The sequence below is a fragment of the Psychrobacter sp. 1Y6 genome, assembly GCF_052258385.2.
Lineage (GTDB): Bacteria > Pseudomonadota > Gammaproteobacteria > Pseudomonadales > Moraxellaceae > Psychrobacter.
The window spans coordinates 2,514,507-2,531,155 of sequence record NZ_JBQQEW020000001.1; the positions used below are offsets into that span (position 1 = coordinate 2,514,507).

The following is a 16,649-nucleotide window of genomic DNA, read 5'->3' on the forward strand; positions in this document are numbered from 1 at the left end:
TGAATTCTTGCTGACCGAATGCGTCTATAAGGAGGTGATCCAGCCGCAGGTTCCCCTACGGCTACCTTGTTACGACTTCACCCCAGTCATCAACCACACCGTGGTGAACGCCTCCCCGAAGGTTAAGCTATCCACTTCTGGTGCAATCAACTCCCATGGTGTGACGGGCGGTGTGTACAAGGCCCGGGAACGTATTCACCGCGGCATTCTGATCCGCGATTACTAGCGATTCCTACTTCATGGAGTCGAGTTGCAGACTCCAATCTGGACTACGATAGGCTTTTTGAGATTCGCATCACATCGCTGTGTAGCTGCCCTCTGTACCTACCATTGTAGCACGTGTGTAGCCCTGGTCGTAAGGGCCATGATGACTTGACGTCGTCCCCGCCTTCCTCCAGTTTGTCACTGGCAGTATCCTTAGAGTTCCCGGCTTAACCCGCTGGTAACTAAGGACAAGGGTTGCGCTCGTTGCGGGACTTAACCCAACATCTCACGACACGAGCTGACGACAGCCATGCAGCACCTGTATTCTAATTCCCGAAGGCACTCCCGCATCTCTGCAGGATTCTAGATATGTCAAGACCAGGTAAGGTTCTTCGCGTTGCATCGAATTAAACCACATGCTCCACCGCTTGTGCGGGCCCCCGTCAATTCATTTGAGTTTTAACCTTGCGGCCGTACTCCCCAGGCGGTCTACTTATTGCGTTAGCTGCGTCACTAAGTCCTCAAGGGACCCAACGACTAGTAGACATCGTTTACGGCGTGGACTACCAGGGTATCTAATCCTGTTTGCTACCCACGCTTTCGAGCCTCAGTGTCAGTATGATGCCAGGAAGCTGCCTTCGCCATCGGTATTCCTTCAGATCTCTACGCATTTCACCGCTACACCTGAAATTCTACTTCCCTCTCACCTACTCTAGCCTAACAGTTTCAGATGCAGTTCCCAGGTTAAGCCCGGGGATTTCACATCTGACTTATCAAGCCACCTACGCTCGCTTTACGCCCAGTAATTCCGATTAACGCTTGCACCCTCTGTATTACCGCGGCTGCTGGCACAGAGTTAGCCGGTGCTTATTCTGCAGCTAATGTCATCGTCTCCGGGTATTAACCGAAGAGTCTTCTTCACTGCTTAAAGTGCTTTACAACCAAAAGGCCTTCTTCACACACGCGGCATGGCTGGATCAGGGTTTCCCCCATTGTCCAATATTCCCCACTGCTGCCTCCCGTAGGAGTCCGGGCCGTGTCTCAGTCCCGGTGTGGCTGATCATCCTCTCAGACCAGCTACAGATCGTCGCCATGGTAGGCCTTTACCCCACCATCTAGCTAATCCGACTTAGGCTCATCTAATAGCGAGAGCAGTAAACTGCCCCCTTTCTCCCGTAGGTCGTATGCGGTATTAATACGAGTTTCCCCGTGCTATCCCCCACTACTAGGTAGATTCCTAAGTATTACTCACCCGTCCGCCGCTCGACGCCTGGTAGCAAGCTACCATCGTTTCCGCTCGACTTGCATGTGTTAAGCCTGCCGCCAGCGTTCAATCTGAGCCATGATCAAACTCTTCAGTTTAATCTTGCTATGAAGCTCTTTAAAGAAGCTTCTAAACTTGGCTCATCTAATCTGGCAAAATCGCTAAAAATTATGTTCGTAATGAATTAACTTTGAGTTTTTCTGCTGTCTTAAATGATAATTTTTATAGTTAATAATCTTCCCGAAAAGAAAAGATAGTCAACTTTATTTTTTAGCATTCTGAATCAGCAAAAATCCACACAAGTTGTTCTTTAGTTATGCTTTTAAATAATGTCTGACACTGTCGTCCAGTGCTAGTATTTCAAACTAAACAAGTCAGCCAATGTGGCTTATCCTATTTAGCGAGCTGACCATCATATCATGTTTTAATAGTCTGTCAACTTCTTTTTTTAATTTGTTTCAACAAGTTAACTGGGTTATTAATGTGTAATCTACACACTAGCTACTTCCAGCTCGTCTTGATGAGGTGCGTATTATAGACGCTATATTTATTTAGTCAAGAAGTATTTTATATTTAATTTAAACAATTTACATCATCCAAATCAGTAATCCACTTCCCTTTCGACTGGGTGGCATTATACGGAGTTTTAAATAGAAAACAAGGAAACTCTATAAATAATCTCGGTTATTTTCTATTAGCGATACTCTATTCACCTAACCTATTGTTATCGCTATCAAACTTTAAATACTGTCTTTTATAACTACAGATTTAGCTTTTTTATAGTGGTTAACGTATTTCAGCAGTATATAGAGCGCATTAAAAAAGGAACTTACCTGACGGTAAGTTCCCTTATATAAAGTCTAAATACAGCGTTTAACTTTTCACTTTCGTTTTAATCGTAGTCACAATACCTGATAACGCATAGATAATACCGATCGCTAAGATACCAACAGGGATATCATAGAGCACGATGCTCATGACTAGCACTCCAATAATAAGCACTACAAAAGGTACTTTCTTTTTGTCAAATTCTTTAAAGCTATAGTATTTGACATTACTGACCATCAGTAGACCACAAGTGACGACCCAAGCTGCAAACAATAGCATGACAGCTGTATCGTATTGACCAATCCACTCGTTATGATCGACTGCAACCATCACAGCAGACGTTACCAATATAGCAGCAAGCGGACTTGCCAAACCAACAAAGTACTTTTTATCGACGATGCCAACCTGAACATTAAAGCGTGCAAGGCGAAAAGCAGCACAAGCAGTAAAGACAAACGCACAGCCAATGCCGATACGACCTAAAGGCTCTAAAGCAAAGCTATAAATCAGAATAGCAGGCGCAACACCAAATGCTAGCATATCTGCTAAAGAGTCATATTGCTCACCAAATGGACTTTGCGCATTGAGCATACGTGCGACACGTCCATCTGCACCATCAAGAATAGCGGATAAAAAGATAGCCAAAGCTGCCTTATAGAACTCGCCTTGGGTACTCGCCAAAATCGAGTAAAAGCCTGACAGTAGCGATAAGGTAGTGATCAGATTGGGTGCCAAATAGACACCGCGACTAACCACTCGCTTACCTTCGGCTACTTCAGCTTCAATCACCTCAAATGTCAAACCATCATAGCTGTCGTTATCCGCTAGGCGGATATTAAACTCGTGCTCATCAATAAACGGTGGCTGTGTCGCTGCATTATCTTGCAGCGAGCCGTCATTTAAGGACGCATTGTTCACAGGTGCATTATTCGGCTGGCCGATAGGTGGCTGAGTCGTCATCTTAATATCCTTATTGGCCGTTATTGCTATTCGCCGACGAGCCAGCGCACATTGGTCGCACTATCAGGCGTCAAGTTTGGCGCGTCTTCTACTTTTAGTACTGGCTGTAAGAAACGTAATATCTCACGTGCATGATTATCAAACTGCCATGGCGGATTGATAACCAGTAGACCTGTACCGTTCAGACCAACTGCAACATCATTAGGATAAATGTTTAGCTCACAAACCAGCTGACGTCTCATTTCAGTACGTTTGAGCTTTTTATAGAAGAGCTCTACGGCTTCGATATTTTTGATTGGGAACCAAAGCGCATAAGTACCCTGTGGCCATTTGTTATAAGCCGCGACTAATAAATCGATCAGGCGCGTAAAATCTTTGTGCTCTTGCTCATAAGGAGGATCAAGGAAAATCAAACCGCGCTTTTCTTTTGGCGGAATAACAGCGGTAATACCTTCAAAAGCGTCACGATGCTGGATACCAATTGGCAACTTATGTAGCTGATAGTTCAACGCATCGTATTCAGTCGCTTTGGCTTCAAAAGCCTCAGCACGCACGCCAGCATCAGGCTTTTTAGCGGCGGTTTTTTCGACGTGATGGGCCACCCACCATGGCGAACCAGGATAGACTTTATTGTCATAAGTGAATTTGGCTTGCTTAATACCTTCCATATAATCTTTGACAGCAGCTGGGGCTTTTTCGGTATCTGCTTTTAGAAAAGCTTGAATACCGCCTTTGGCCTCACCTGTTTTGCGCGCTTCTTCACTGCTTAGTGAATACAGTCCACGACCGCCATAAGCGTCAAGCACATAAAAAGGTTTGTTTTTCTGCCCCAGTTGATTAAGCAGTTGTACCAATAAAATGTGTTTAACCACATCAGCAAAGTTACCAGCGTGGTAGGCGTGTTTATAGTTCATAATCTCAAAAGTTTAAATAAGAAAAATTGCATCTATGGTAGCATAGGCAGAGTAAAAGATAATGTGGTTTTAGTAAGTGCTTTCAATAAAAACACATTGAATGACGGTATATTGACAGCTGATTAATAATAATGAGATGAAATGACGCAGATTATTAGCAACCTTAACAAGACAGCGTTGGTCGTTGATCATCCGATAGGTCAGGATAATCCACCATTACTGCTGCCAGATACTCATAATGATAGCCAAGAAATTCCGACTCAGCACGTATTGCAGATGTCTGACTTTGCGGTTAACTGGGAAGATAAGCTGACGGATAACCAGCTCGATACCTTTGTCACTGACGGCTGGCTCATTATTGATGATGTATTCAATAGTACTGCCTTGTTAGCATTACAAGCAGAAAGCGGTTTTATTGACTATCGTGATGCAGAGCTGACCGCTGGTGTTCGCATCAGTGATATTCGCGGTGATAGAATACGCTGGATTACTGAAGACTTTTTTGCAGGCTACTATTATCTGCAAAGCATCAATGCTTTGGCCTCGCTATTCAATCGTAGTTTATTCGCTGGTATTCGCCATAGTGAAGCACATTATGCGTGCTATCCGACTGGCTTTGGCTATCAGTGGCACAGTGACAACCCCGCTGGACGTGATGAACGGGTTATCTCAGCAGTGTTTTATCTCAATGATGATTGGGAAACAACTGACGGCGGTGCGCTAGAAGTCGTTGATAAACATGGCACGCACCATGAAGTGATGCCAGTTGCCAATAGACTGATTATTTTCGATAGCGATTTACGTCATCAAGTACAAACTGCACATCGCCAACGCTACTCTATCGCCACTTGGATGCGCCGTGATGGTCTTGTACCTTTTGTCGAAGTAGCCGTTTAGCATTTATCCTCTATTATTCATTTATATTTACCATTTCAATTTATTATACAAAAGGCTTATCCATGTCTGACTCTCATAACCAATCAAGCGCGTCGCAACACACGACTCATCAGCAAGAAACCTTAGATTTAAGTATTGCACTGTTAGAGCGCCCTTCAGTGACGCCCGATGATGATGGTTGCCAAGATATGTTGTCAGCACGGTTAGAACAAGCAGGCTTTGATTGCGAGTTTATGTATTTCGGTGATAGAAAACAAAGCGGCGAACATGCCGAAGTCAAAAACTTATGGGCACGTCGCGGTACTACCAATCCAGTGATTTGCTTTGCTGGTCATACTGACGTCGTGCCAACGGGTGATGAGAAAAACTGGACCTACCCTCCGTTTACCCCGACCATCGCTGATGGTTATCTATGGGCACGCGGTGCCGCCGATATGAAAACGGGTATTGCAGCTTTTACTGTTGCAGCCGAACGCTTCGTCGCCAATCATCCTGAGCACAATGGCTCGATTGCTTTTTTAATTACTTCAGATGAAGAGGGTCCGTCAATAAATGGTACGGTTAAAGTAATCGAGACTTTAGAAGCTCGTCAAGAAAAAATCACTTATTGTCTCGTTGGTGAGCCATCAAGTACTGATACGTTAGGCGATATCATCAAAAACGGTCGTCGTGGCTCGCTAGGTGCTGAGCTTACCGTTACAGGCAAACAAGGCCATGTCGCCTATCCACATCTGGCATCTAATCCGATTCATGCGGCGATGTCTGCTCTTGCTGAACTGACCTCTACCGCATGGGACAACGGCAATGACTACTTCCCAGCCACCTCATTGCAAATATCAAATATCAATGGCGGCACTGGCGCAACCAATGTCATTCCTGAAACGCTAAACGTGGTCTTTAACTTCCGTTTCTCAACTGAAACGACTGAGGATGAACTAAAGGCAAAAACGCATGCTATCTTTGATAAGCACTTTGCCAACAGTAAAGCGAGCTACGATATTCATTGGAAATTATCGGGTCAACCATTCTTGACCCCTGAAGGAAAACTGGTTTCGGCATGTCAGAACGCCATCAAAAAAGTGACCGATGTCGACACCACCCTATCTACATCTGGCGGTACGTCCGATGGACGTTTCATCGCGCCAACTGGTGCCCAAGTCGTCGAACTGGGTGTGCGTAATGCAACGATTCATCAAGTTGATGAAAAAGTAGAAGTCGATGATCTAGGAAAGCTTGCCCAAATTTACGAAGGCATTTTGGAAAATTTGTTGTTGGACTGATTGCAAGGTTATTTGCACCTGCCTAATTGATGACATATGCCCAAAAAAAAGCGCTACCTGATTTAGGTTAGCGCTTTTTTTGTCATTATTTTTGTCGATAATCGATCGAGCAGCTTAAGTTACTTAAGCCAATTGCTAACTTTACTCGATACCAATATAAACATCAACTTGACCGTACTCTAAATTGCCACCGATATAATGCTCAAAGTCTACATTAAAAGTGCGGGTATGCTCACAATCGGGCGCATTGAAATATTCCCAAGCACTTTCCCATGCATTCATCACAGTGTTAGGCATGTAACCTTCTTCAGAAAATACCAAGTACTTTCCTGCAGGAATATCAACCGTCACTAGGTTACTAGCATTGGCCACATTGTCGCTTTCTGACTGAGCATTTTGCTCGCTGGCTACTTTCCAACTGGCCACAACGTCAAACGCTCCTGCCAGATCATCGCTTTCATAGTTGAGATAGACACCATAAATGTCTTCACCCTCAGGGAGTTCACCTGCGTGATTTTGATAAAACTTCTGCCATAATCTACCAAGTTTGGCAGTGTCATGGCTTATCTCAGCATTGTTAGTGGTACGAACGCTGATACCGCTACAAGCTATCGCTTCTGGTAGCTCTTTAATTTGTGATGTCATGATGCGGCCTTCTCTATCTGTTTATTTAGTTTTCTGTTTATGGCAATGCTGGCAGAGCGAATCGATTAATCTGCTTCATCAATCCAGTTCATTTGAATGGCTTCTAAGATGCCTTCATTTGACTTTTGTGGATCATCATCAAAGCCTTCAAGCTCAATTACCCAGCGATGCAAATCAGTAAAGCGAATGTACTGTGGATCTGTTTCTGGAAATTTCTCATAAAGCTCAATCGCGATATCTAAACTATCTGTCCATTTTAATTTTTGTGGGGTCATAACGGTACCTTATTTTTAGTCGTTTTGAGAATCATCGTCTTAAAAGTGATGCCATCGTCCTAATACTGACGACTTGATGGGCTCTATCCTACCAAAATTCAGCAAATGATTATAGCCAAGTTATTTTACGATGTTATTTTTCAATACTGGGTTTCAATACTTTTTTGCGATGTGGCTTAGGCTGACTTAGTCGATTTTACCGCGACTTGGTGCTCATTCCATGTGTTAATCGTATCTGTCAAATGCTCGCCCATCATATCTAATACTTCTGGTGTGCGCATACCTTTACTATCTGTAAAAACAAACTTGGTCATACCAACACCCATCAGCTGATTTTTAACAAAGAACCGATGCTCAAAATACACATATTTATGATCCCATCCTGCGACGGCACTACTAAGCGTCATTTTATCCAAAAATTTAATTTGCTTAAGATAAATCATCTCTTGCATGGCAATCACCCAATTGAGCGGCTTAATGCCTTTTTCATGACAGCACGCCTTTACCCAGCGTGTCACGTTTAGCTCAATAAATGATAAATAACGATAATTGGGCAAATGATCGCGAAACCCCATATCGTGGGGCAAAATTCGATAATGGCGAACGGTCGGTGCAGTCAACGTCTCTAGACTGATAGTCTCACTCGTCGATTGATGCTTGAGCTGTTGTTTAAGTAAGCTGACCATAATAAAAAAACGCAGTAGCATATTCATAAATCTTTCTCTTATTTCATCGTATTTATAATTGGTGATTGTCTATCGTTGAAGTAGTTCAAATTGGCTAAAAAGTTAATTAAGCGCAAACCGTATACTGAGTACACGAATCCCACTTAATATTGTGATAACTAAAAACTGACCGTAATTGAAATAACCTCAGTCTATATTCGGCTCATAAATGCCGCCCACTTTAACGCAAAAAAAGCCACCTCAGTGACTTTCTTTATCTAAAAACTTATCTGTAAATAATCATGGTTAAAAACATAGCTTAGAGATTAATGACCGCCGCCATTGATAGTACGTACCATCTCTTCTACCATTTTCTTGGCATCACCAAAGATCATCATCGTTTTGTCCATGTAGAACAAGCTGTTATCCAGACCTGCATAACCAGTACTCATTGAACGCTTGATGACCATGACCGTCTGAGCTTTGCTGACTTCTAAAATCGGCATACCGAAGATTGGAGAAGTAGGATCATCTTTCGCAGATGGGTTTACAACGTCATTTGCACCGATAACCAAGACCACATCTGTACTCGCAAAGTCTGAGTTAATCTCGTCCATTTCTAAAATATCATCATAAGGTACATCAGCTTCAGCCAATAGTACGTTCATATGGCCTGGCATACGACCCGCAACCGGGTGAATAGCAAAACGAACGTTAACACCCTCTTCTTTTAATAGCTCATATAGCTCTTTTACTGCATTCTGTGCGCGGCCTTGTGCCATACCATAACCTGGTACGATGACCACGCTGCTAGCATTAGACATCAGGAACCCTGCGTCTTCTGCTGAGCCTGCTTTGTAGTTCTTCGGTGCCCCATCATTGCCGCCTGCGGCAACGGCTGATGTACCCATACCACCGAACAAGACATTAAGTAGTGAGCGGTTCATGGCTTTACACATGATGTAAGACAAGATCGCACCTGATGAACCGACCAGAGAACCTGCGATAATCAGCATCGAGTTGCCAAGCGTAAAACCAATGCCTGCTGCTGCCCAACCTGAAAATGAGTTCAGTAGTGATACAACCACTGGCATATCACCGCCACCGATTGGGGCAATCCACATCCAACCAAAGATAACGGCAATCACTGCCATCGCATAAAATGCTGGTAGTGAGTCCGTGACGAAATACACCCCACCGAAACCAATCATCGCAATGAACAGTAGCGCTTGAACCGGTTTTACCCAGCCGCCAACCAATGTTTTCGCCCAGCTTTTCGCGGCCAATTTACCAAAGGCAAAGACCGAGGCTGAGAACGTAATTGCACCGATGAAGCAACCGATAAATAGCTCGATGCGGGCAACGGCACCATGCTGTTGTTCAGTGTGCAATACCGTCGCAAGTGCAATCGCAACCGCTGCCAAACCGACGAATGAATGCATTAAAGCAACCGTTTCTGGCATCTGGGTCATTGCGACTGTTTTCGCTTTCCACATACCAACAAGGGAACCCAACACCATCGCACCGATAATTAACCAAAGCACAGGGCCTTCTGCTAAAAAGAAGGTAGTCACAACGGCAATCGCCATCGCTGCCATACCAAAACGGTTACCGCGAATCGCTGTCTTTGGGCTAGACAAACCACGTAACGTTAAGACAAAGAGGATAGCGCCGACTAGATAGAACCAATCTGCATTTGCTGCAATCATTGCTGAGAAATCATTCATGCATCACCTCCGGCATCAGTGGTTGCTACTGGTGCTTTTTTCACTTTCGGTTTGAACATCGCAAGCATACGCTCAGTCACAGCAAAGCCACCGAAAATATTGATACTGGCTAAAAATACCGCAAAGGCACCAAGCAAACTGGTCGGTGTAAACATTGAACCATCAATCGTGACGGTCTGTAGCATCGCACCCACGATGACGATACTTGATAAAGCGTTGGTTACCGCCATCAATGGCGTATGCAATGCAGGCGTAACGCCCCAAACCACGTAGTATCCGACAAAAATAGCGAGCACAAATACAGTGAAAATCGCTACAAATGGTGTGCTACTCATGGCCGCACCGGCTGGCGCTGCAGCTAAAATAGTGGCAATCATCTAATCCTCCTAAAAATTTATTCATTACTGGCAAATGTGTAGTGACAAAATATGTGGTAATAGACTGTTCAAACTAGCGTTTGGCTAGTCGTACCTGACTGTCATGTGTCACTGCCAGTGCGCCCTGAATCTCGTCTTCCATGTCTAAGTTAAGTGCCAAGCTGGCTGATGCATCATCGCCAGCAGGTGCAATCAATGTCGTAATAAAGTTAACAAGGTTATTGGCATACAAATCTGAAGACTGTGCGGCTAGCATAGATGGAATATTGGCGGCACCAACGATACGTACACCATTGTCTGTGGTGATGGTTTCGTTAGGCACGCTGCCTTCGACGTTACCACCAGTACCGGCCGCCATATCGATCAGTACGGAACCTGCTTTCATTTTGGCAAGCGTTGCGCCATGTACCAAGCGCGGTGCGTTACGACCAGGAATCTGCGCCGTGGTGATAACGATGTCAGCGTTGCTCAATGCTTTGTCCACGACAGCCGCTTGATCTTTGACATATTGCTCTGATGGCGTCCACGCATAACCACCGGTAGACTTAGCTGTTTCAGCCTCCTCTGCACTCATCGGCACATCAAGCCATTTACCACCGAGTGATTCCACTTGCTCGCGAGCGGTTGGACGTAAATCACTGGCTTCGACCACTGCACCCAAACGCTTTGCCGTTGCAATCGCTTGTAGCCCTGCAACACCAACACCTAAGATAACCACTTTAGCTGGCTTAACGGTACCTGCCGACGTCATAAACATCGGGAAAGGACGTGAATACTCATTGGCCGCGAGCAATACTGCCTTATAACCAGCAAGGTTGGCTTGTGATGACAATACATCCATATTTTGTGCGCGTGACAGTGTACGAGGCAATAACTCCATCGCAAAGACTGTCGCGCCTTTGGCTGCATAAGTGTCAAGCTGAGTGTTGCGATACGGGTCAAGCATGCCAATGACGATCTGACCAGACGATAAGCTTTCAGTGGCTTCAGCTGGTAGGTCATTGACGGTGGTAATAATCTTAGACTGGGTAATCACCTCGGTACGACTACTGGCAATGTCGGCGCCCGCAGCCTGATACAACTCATCAGCATAGTATGCTGCTTGGCCTGCACCTGACTGAATGACGACTTCAAACCCAAGTTTACGCAATTTTTTGACTGCGTCTGGGGTTATGGCTACACGGCTCTCGCTCGTGATATCTGCACTAATTACACCGATTTTCATACCGTCTCCTTACTTACGTCCAATGACTATATTTACGTCTCACGACTACCTTTAATACCCTCAACGCACATCTAAAAAGCACAGGGGACAAAACCCATTGATCATGATTAATCCATTACAGCGACCAAAGGTTATCAATTTAATAAATGATAGCTACTTTACCATCATGCCTTTTTATTATAGAGATATCGTTCGTCAAGTTTCATTGTCTAATGATGACCCACAAGTAAAATAAAAATTTAGGTATTTACACCATTGGCATACTTTTTGTTGGTATATTAAAGCCTTTTATTTTTCCGAAAAACGCCTAACCCTTATAGATACAGGCCTGCCTCCATTTATTTCCTAATGTTAAATCCGTTCTTTTATTAAACAAATAACGTCAATAAACATAAAATAAGCAAGGTTAAGTCAAGTTCCACCCATGCATACCGTATAATAAGAATACTTGACACTCGAAAAAACCTGTCATCGATTCATTATAATAAGGAATAACCATGTATTTTTTGCTCTCCCCTGCAAAATCCCTGAACGAAACAGATGCTATACCATTAAATTTAGGCAACTATTATAGTCAGCCCGAGCTAATCGAACGCTCACAAGAACTGATGAAAGTACTGAAGTCAAAAGAGCCTGTTGACCTCCAAGAATTGATGAGTATATCTGACGATTTGGCTCAGCTTAATGCCACGCGCAATCAACAATGGCATTGGAGCGAAGAGCAGCCATTTACTAACGATGCCTCTGATAACACCGCCAAACCTGCAGGTTATTTGTTCGATGGTGATGTCTATACTGGTCTTGATATGTATCATATGGACAAAGATACCGCTACTTATGTCAATGAGCATTTAGGCATTTTGTCTGGATTGTATGGAGTACTAAAGCCACTAGATCTGATCCAGCCATATCGTTTAGAGATGGGCACCAAGCTAAAAAATGAGCGCGGTGACAATCTTTATGAATTTTGGGACGAGGAAGTCACTAACGTTATCAATGCGCGTATGGCTGACAGCGATGACAAAACATTGGTTAATTTAGCTTCCAATGAATACTTTAAGGCGGTAAAGAAAAAAGCACTAAAGGCAGACATTGTCACGCCACGATTTGAAGACGAGAAAAATGGTCAATACAAAGTAATTAGCTTTTATGCTAAAAAAGCCCGTGGACTAATGGTCAAATATGCTGCTGATAATAAGCTGACCAATGCTGAACAGCTAAAGCAGTTTAATTTGGCAGGATATCACTACTGTGAAGAAGCGTCCGATAATAAGACGTGGACGTTTAGACGAGATGCGGCGGATCAGTAGATTGAGATAATACGAGTCAAAATTATAAAAACCCATCATAAGCCGAAACTTATGATGGGTTTTTTATTCTCCAACCACTAAACGCTTTAAGTCCTATACTCTAAAACGCAACTTATCCCTTGAAACATCAAGTACTACTGTTTCATTATAAATATTATAGGTATGGAGACGATCAATATCAGTCTCCCAATTCGGTTCAATATAACGTACAAAGGTTTCTTTATAAGAGGTCGGTGTCAACTCCTCTACTAGGTATAAAGCCACCCTACGCCCATATCTAAGAGTGCCATCCTGAGCAGTACGAAAGAGCTGACCATTTTTTTGGAATAATGCGCCTGCTAATCGCGATCCACGCACATCAATTTTTAGAGGCGCCGAGGGATGAATGGTCCAATTATCTTCTTGCAGCTTGTTAGACGTATAAATATACAACTCTAAATCCATAGTAAATGCTGAAACTGAACCATGCGTTGTAAAAAGATACCATAATCCATTATGCTCAATCACGGCGCTATCTACTGCCTGAACGCCTGAAACTAACTCATGAACTTTTTCCCACTTACACGGAAAATCTGTCGCTTTTAATAAGCTAATACAATTGGTTTTTGCAGCCTCTGGAATCATATAGACAGCATCTTCATACTCGAATACATTGGGAAAGCTTAAGTGCGTGCTAATACCCAAATCAGCTTGTCCTGAACTAATAACTTGATGGCTTTCATTCAGCTCTATCCACTCTATTCGACCAATATTCTCTTTGTAGTTCAAGCTTTCAAAAAATATGTAACGTCTTGAGTCGTGTTCAATATAAAAAGGATCGGCCCAAAAACATCCTTTTTCAGGTAGTATCTCCGTGTATGTTTGTATCGGCTGATCAGTAGAACCAATAAAAATACTCCATTTGTTTAGATACAGACGCTTATAAAATCTTTTTATCATGTAGTTTTTTAGAAAATTCTGCAAATGTCGTATGGCCGTTAACTGTGGAGGCGTTTGATAAAGTGTGCGATCGTTAATTAAATTAATAAAATCCCCACTCTCGACGCCAATTTTATTTTTACGGAAGTACCAATACAGTATTGATGCTGCAACTCCTTTTAACTTATCCTCAGTCAAATTATAGTCCCAGTAAAACAAACTGCCATAACCTCTACCTACCACTTTGTCTACATCATCGTCATTACTCAATAATTGCAGCGTCACGACGCTATTTTCCCATTGCTCAGCAAATTGCCAATACAACGCAGGCCCGCCTCGCTGTATTCTTTCATCACCATAATGAAGTAAGAGAATGCCATGTTTCGTAACACCTAGCGCCTTCCCTATTAAGTTTCGAAAATCCATACTCAGTAGGTAATCTAAATCTGTTGCCTGCAGTCTCTTAATCACTGAGTCTTCAATTTCATTATTAGATTCACCCTGTCTTGATATTGATGTAACGACAGGCATTTTGCCATTGGGAACTAAATCATGAATAGAATAACGCTTGGTAGTCTTTTTAGCGTGAGAAAGAATAGAAAATAACTTTTGATTGATAGACGGTATGATCTTGGATATATGAGAGGGATTAGATTGGTGTTCTGCACTTCGTTGGATAGCAATACAGACCTCAACTATACCTTCATCTACTAGAGACTTTAATGGCATAAATTTGTGCCATGCTAATGTTTCATCTTCTACAAAGATTCCAAGCCTAATTTTTTTCATAGTTATCACATTAAATGGCACACGATATTTTGCGCCTTCTGACCCGCAACACGTGTCCAAACTCCTTTTAAGTAAAGTGTCATTCCATTATATATTCAAATAATAACATATATAGTAGTACATGTTAAAAGAAACTCACCATTAAAATTAGACACAAAAAAGCCCTGCTATCTTTCGATAACAGAACTTCTAATAGTCAAATAGGTTTTATGACAAAATCATACTTTTAGCGAAAAGCGATTTAACGATAAAGGTAAGAAAATGGTCAATATAAAGTGACAGGCTGAGCAGCTAAAGCAGTTTAATTTAGCGAGATATTATTATTGTAAAGCAGCCTCTAATGAACAGACATGGACGTTTAGAAGAGATGCGGCGGATTAGTAGCTTTATATAAAGATACATTTACTACAATCGCTAGAAGTCACTAGAAGCATTGCATTCAGTGCTCCTAGCTCACTTATTAAATATCCTTTAGTTGAACATATGAACAGATTACAACAACCCTTCTTGTGCCATCATTTCTTGTACCGAGGCACGGTTTAGCATGGCTTGATAGTGTGCATTTAGGTGTGTCCAATCCTGTGCTCGACTCGCATATCGCTGACTCCAGTGAGCAATCATAAATAAATGAAAATCAGCCCCACTTAATTTATCGCCTAACAACCATGGACCATGACTCGCCAATCCCTTTTCAACAATATCCCAGCAGTGGGTTAGCACATCATTCGCTTTATCTTTCACTTGCTGCAAATTGTGCTCGCCGCTGATGTACTGCTCGGGATGTGCCCAGCGATTAGCGGCTTCTTGTAGTGTAGAAGACATCCAAAACAAATACTGGTAATAGACACCGCGCCTTGGGCATCCTATATCAGGTGCTAGCTCAGACTCTAGGTGTTGATCTAACACATACATTAAAATTGCCGCAGACTCATAAATGACCTGCCCCTGATGCACCAACGTAGGTACTTTGCCATTTGGATTAATGGCTAGATACTCAGCTGATTTTTGCATGTTCTTAGACAGGTCTATTTCTATCATTTCATAAGAAACGCCTAGCTCCTCAAAGACAGCATGGGTAGCCATATTGGCACCACCCTTATCCCAATATAAAGTATAAATAGTCGTGTTCTTTTTGCTGTGGCGATTGGTGGATAAAACCATTGCCTTGAGCGATAAAAATTATTCTTTAACGTGAAATAATCGACATGATAGCGTCAGCCAGTTGAGGGATTTCCGTCATTTTCAAACCTGCAATATTGATTCTACCATTTGGCATACCGTAAATCGCGAACTCATCTTGCAATATGAGCATTTGATTTTTGGTTAGCGGTAATAGAGAAAACATACCTTTTTGGTGCGAGATGTCCAAAAACTCTGCAGGTGCACTCCTATCTTTTAATGCTGCGCCTAATGCTTGGCGAATAGTATCTACCCTACTACGGTAGCTGGCCAGTTCGTCTAGCCAAGCGTCTGGTTTGTCTAGCAAATAAGAAGCCACTGCGGCACCGTGATTGGGCGGCATAGAGTAGTTGGCACGTGTGATGGTTTCTAAGAGTGTCTGTATATCCGCGTGACGCTCATGGTTCGTCGTCATCACCGAGGCAATACCCGTCCGCTCATTGTATAGACCCATGTTCTTTGAACAGCTGGCGGCAATAAATGCAAAGTCAGAGTCTTCGATCATTAAACGAAGACCTGCAGCATCGGTATTAGGATCATCTCCAAAACCTTGATACGCCATGTCAATAAACGGGACAATATTTTTCTGTTTACATTTATCAGAAAAAAGTTGCCACTGCTCTAAAGAAGGATCTATACCGGTAGGATTATGGCAGCACGCATGTAATAACAGCACGTCTCCTTCTTTGGCTTTTTCTAGCGCGGCAAAACACGCATCAATATCTAACCGACCATTTTTATTTTGCCATGGATACGTATCAACCGTTAACCCAGCACCTTCCATCAGCGGACGATGATTGATATAACCAGGGTCACTGATCCAAACGGTTGAATCTGGAGAGAGTATGGCGATAAAGTCAGCAATGAGTCGTAGCGCCCCTGATGCCCCAATCGTTTGAATCGTGCATTGGTTGTTTAGACTTGGACTGTCACCCAGTACAAATTTTGCCATTTGCTGATTAAAATTAGCGTTACCCGATAACATGCCATAAGCTTTTGAATGAGCTTCATGAGCAAGATGTATCTCTGCGTCTTGCACGGTTTTCATCACAGGCGTATTGCCATGCTTGTCTCGATAGACACCAACCAATAGATCTATTTTATGTTTGCGTTGGTCAGCACGAAACCTACCTAACAATGCCCACAGTGGATCACCATTGATAACAGGCATATTATCTAACATCATGATACT

The 16,649-nt window shown here is 43.0% G+C and carries 14 protein-coding genes and 1 rRNA gene; 3 read left to right on the forward strand and 12 right to left on the reverse strand.

Going from position 1 to position 16,649, the window contains the following annotated elements; all coding sequences use genetic code 11:
- Positions 1-27: 27 nt before the first annotated feature.
- From ACTXGF_RS24130 to ACTXGF_RS24140, 3 genes are all read right to left on the reverse strand, one after another.
- Positions 28-1,566 (reverse strand): 16S ribosomal RNA (locus ACTXGF_RS24130).
- Positions 1,567-2,341: 775 nt separating this feature from the next.
- The gene (gene pssA, locus ACTXGF_RS24135) at positions 2,342-3,256 is read right to left on the reverse strand and encodes a CDP-diacylglycerol--serine O-phosphatidyltransferase (protein ID WP_290177082.1); all 915 of its coding nucleotides are present in this window, start codon (positions 3,254-3,256) and stop codon (positions 2,342-2,344) included.
- Positions 3,257-3,282: 26 nt separating this feature from the next.
- On the reverse strand, positions 3,283-4,170 hold the full coding sequence (locus ACTXGF_RS24140) for a 23S rRNA (adenine(2030)-N(6))-methyltransferase RlmJ (protein ID WP_057758888.1): 888 nt from the start codon (positions 4,168-4,170) through the stop codon (positions 3,283-3,285).
- A gap of 141 nt (positions 4,171-4,311) precedes the next feature.
- Here ACTXGF_RS24140 and ACTXGF_RS24145 point away from each other — a divergent pair, with 141 nt between their 5' ends.
- The gene (locus tag ACTXGF_RS24145) at positions 4,312-5,067 is read left to right on the forward strand and encodes a 2OG-Fe(II) oxygenase (protein WP_443535613.1); all 756 of its coding nucleotides are present in this window, start codon (positions 4,312-4,314) and stop codon (positions 5,065-5,067) included.
- A 62-nt stretch (positions 5,068-5,129) separates the two neighbouring features.
- Positions 5,130-6,347, forward strand: coding sequence for a succinyl-diaminopimelate desuccinylase (dapE, locus tag ACTXGF_RS24150; RefSeq protein WP_443535612.1), 1,218 nt, complete (start codon positions 5,130-5,132; stop codon positions 6,345-6,347).
- Positions 6,348-6,488: 141 nt separating this feature from the next.
- Here the strand turns inward: dapE and ACTXGF_RS24155 are convergent, their stop codons facing one another.
- The 6 genes from ACTXGF_RS24155 to ACTXGF_RS24180 form a co-directional block, all read right to left on the reverse strand.
- Positions 6,489-6,992, reverse strand: a complete 504-nt coding sequence (locus tag ACTXGF_RS24155; protein ID WP_443535611.1) for a GyrI-like domain-containing protein — start codon at positions 6,990-6,992, stop codon at positions 6,489-6,491.
- Between the two features lie 65 nt (positions 6,993-7,057).
- Complete coding sequence (gene iscX / locus ACTXGF_RS24160) at positions 7,058-7,267, reverse strand: Fe-S cluster assembly protein IscX (RefSeq protein ID WP_443535609.1); 210 nt, start codon at positions 7,265-7,267, stop codon at positions 7,058-7,060.
- Positions 7,268-7,443: 176 nt separating this feature from the next.
- Entirely contained in the window at positions 7,444-7,980 is a 537-nt protein-coding gene (locus ACTXGF_RS24165; RefSeq protein ID WP_443535607.1) for an acyl-CoA thioesterase, read from the reverse strand.
- 278 nt (positions 7,981-8,258) lie between these two features.
- Positions 8,259-9,659, reverse strand: coding sequence for an NAD(P)(+) transhydrogenase (Re/Si-specific) subunit beta (locus ACTXGF_RS24170; protein ID WP_443535606.1), 1,401 nt, complete (start codon positions 9,657-9,659; stop codon positions 8,259-8,261).
- Positions 9,656-9,994, reverse strand: coding sequence for a proton-translocating transhydrogenase family protein (locus ACTXGF_RS24175; protein WP_197707696.1), 339 nt, complete (start codon positions 9,992-9,994; stop codon positions 9,656-9,658). The genes ACTXGF_RS24170 and ACTXGF_RS24175 overlap by 4 nt, the downstream gene beginning before the upstream one ends.
- 115 nt (positions 9,995-10,109) lie before the next feature.
- Positions 10,110-11,261, reverse strand: coding sequence for a Re/Si-specific NAD(P)(+) transhydrogenase subunit alpha (locus ACTXGF_RS24180; RefSeq protein ID WP_165596760.1), 1,152 nt, complete (start codon positions 11,259-11,261; stop codon positions 10,110-10,112).
- A gap of 497 nt (positions 11,262-11,758) precedes the next feature.
- On the opposite strand from ACTXGF_RS24180, the gene yaaA reads away from it, so the two are divergent.
- A complete protein-coding gene (yaaA, locus tag ACTXGF_RS24185) occupies positions 11,759-12,571 on the forward strand; it encodes a peroxide stress protein YaaA (RefSeq protein ID WP_443535604.1) in 813 nt (270 codons plus the stop codon).
- A gap of 93 nt (positions 12,572-12,664) precedes the next feature.
- On the opposite strand, the gene ACTXGF_RS24190 is transcribed toward yaaA, so the two are convergent.
- From ACTXGF_RS24190 to ACTXGF_RS24200, 3 genes are all read right to left on the reverse strand, one after another.
- Positions 12,665-14,278 (reverse strand): glucosamine inositolphosphorylceramide transferase family protein, encoded by a 1,614-nt coding sequence (locus tag ACTXGF_RS24190; protein WP_443535602.1) that lies wholly within the window; start codon positions 14,276-14,278, stop codon positions 12,665-12,667.
- 492 nt (positions 14,279-14,770) lie between these two features.
- The gene (locus ACTXGF_RS24195; RefSeq protein ID WP_443535601.1) at positions 14,771-15,439 is read right to left on the reverse strand and encodes a glutathione S-transferase family protein; all 669 of its coding nucleotides are present in this window, start codon (positions 15,437-15,439) and stop codon (positions 14,771-14,773) included.
- A gap of 25 nt (positions 15,440-15,464) precedes the next feature.
- On the reverse strand, positions 15,465-16,643 hold the full coding sequence (locus tag ACTXGF_RS24200) for an aromatic amino acid transaminase (RefSeq protein WP_443535599.1): 1,179 nt from the start codon (positions 16,641-16,643) through the stop codon (positions 15,465-15,467).
- Positions 16,644-16,649 lie beyond the last annotated feature (6 nt).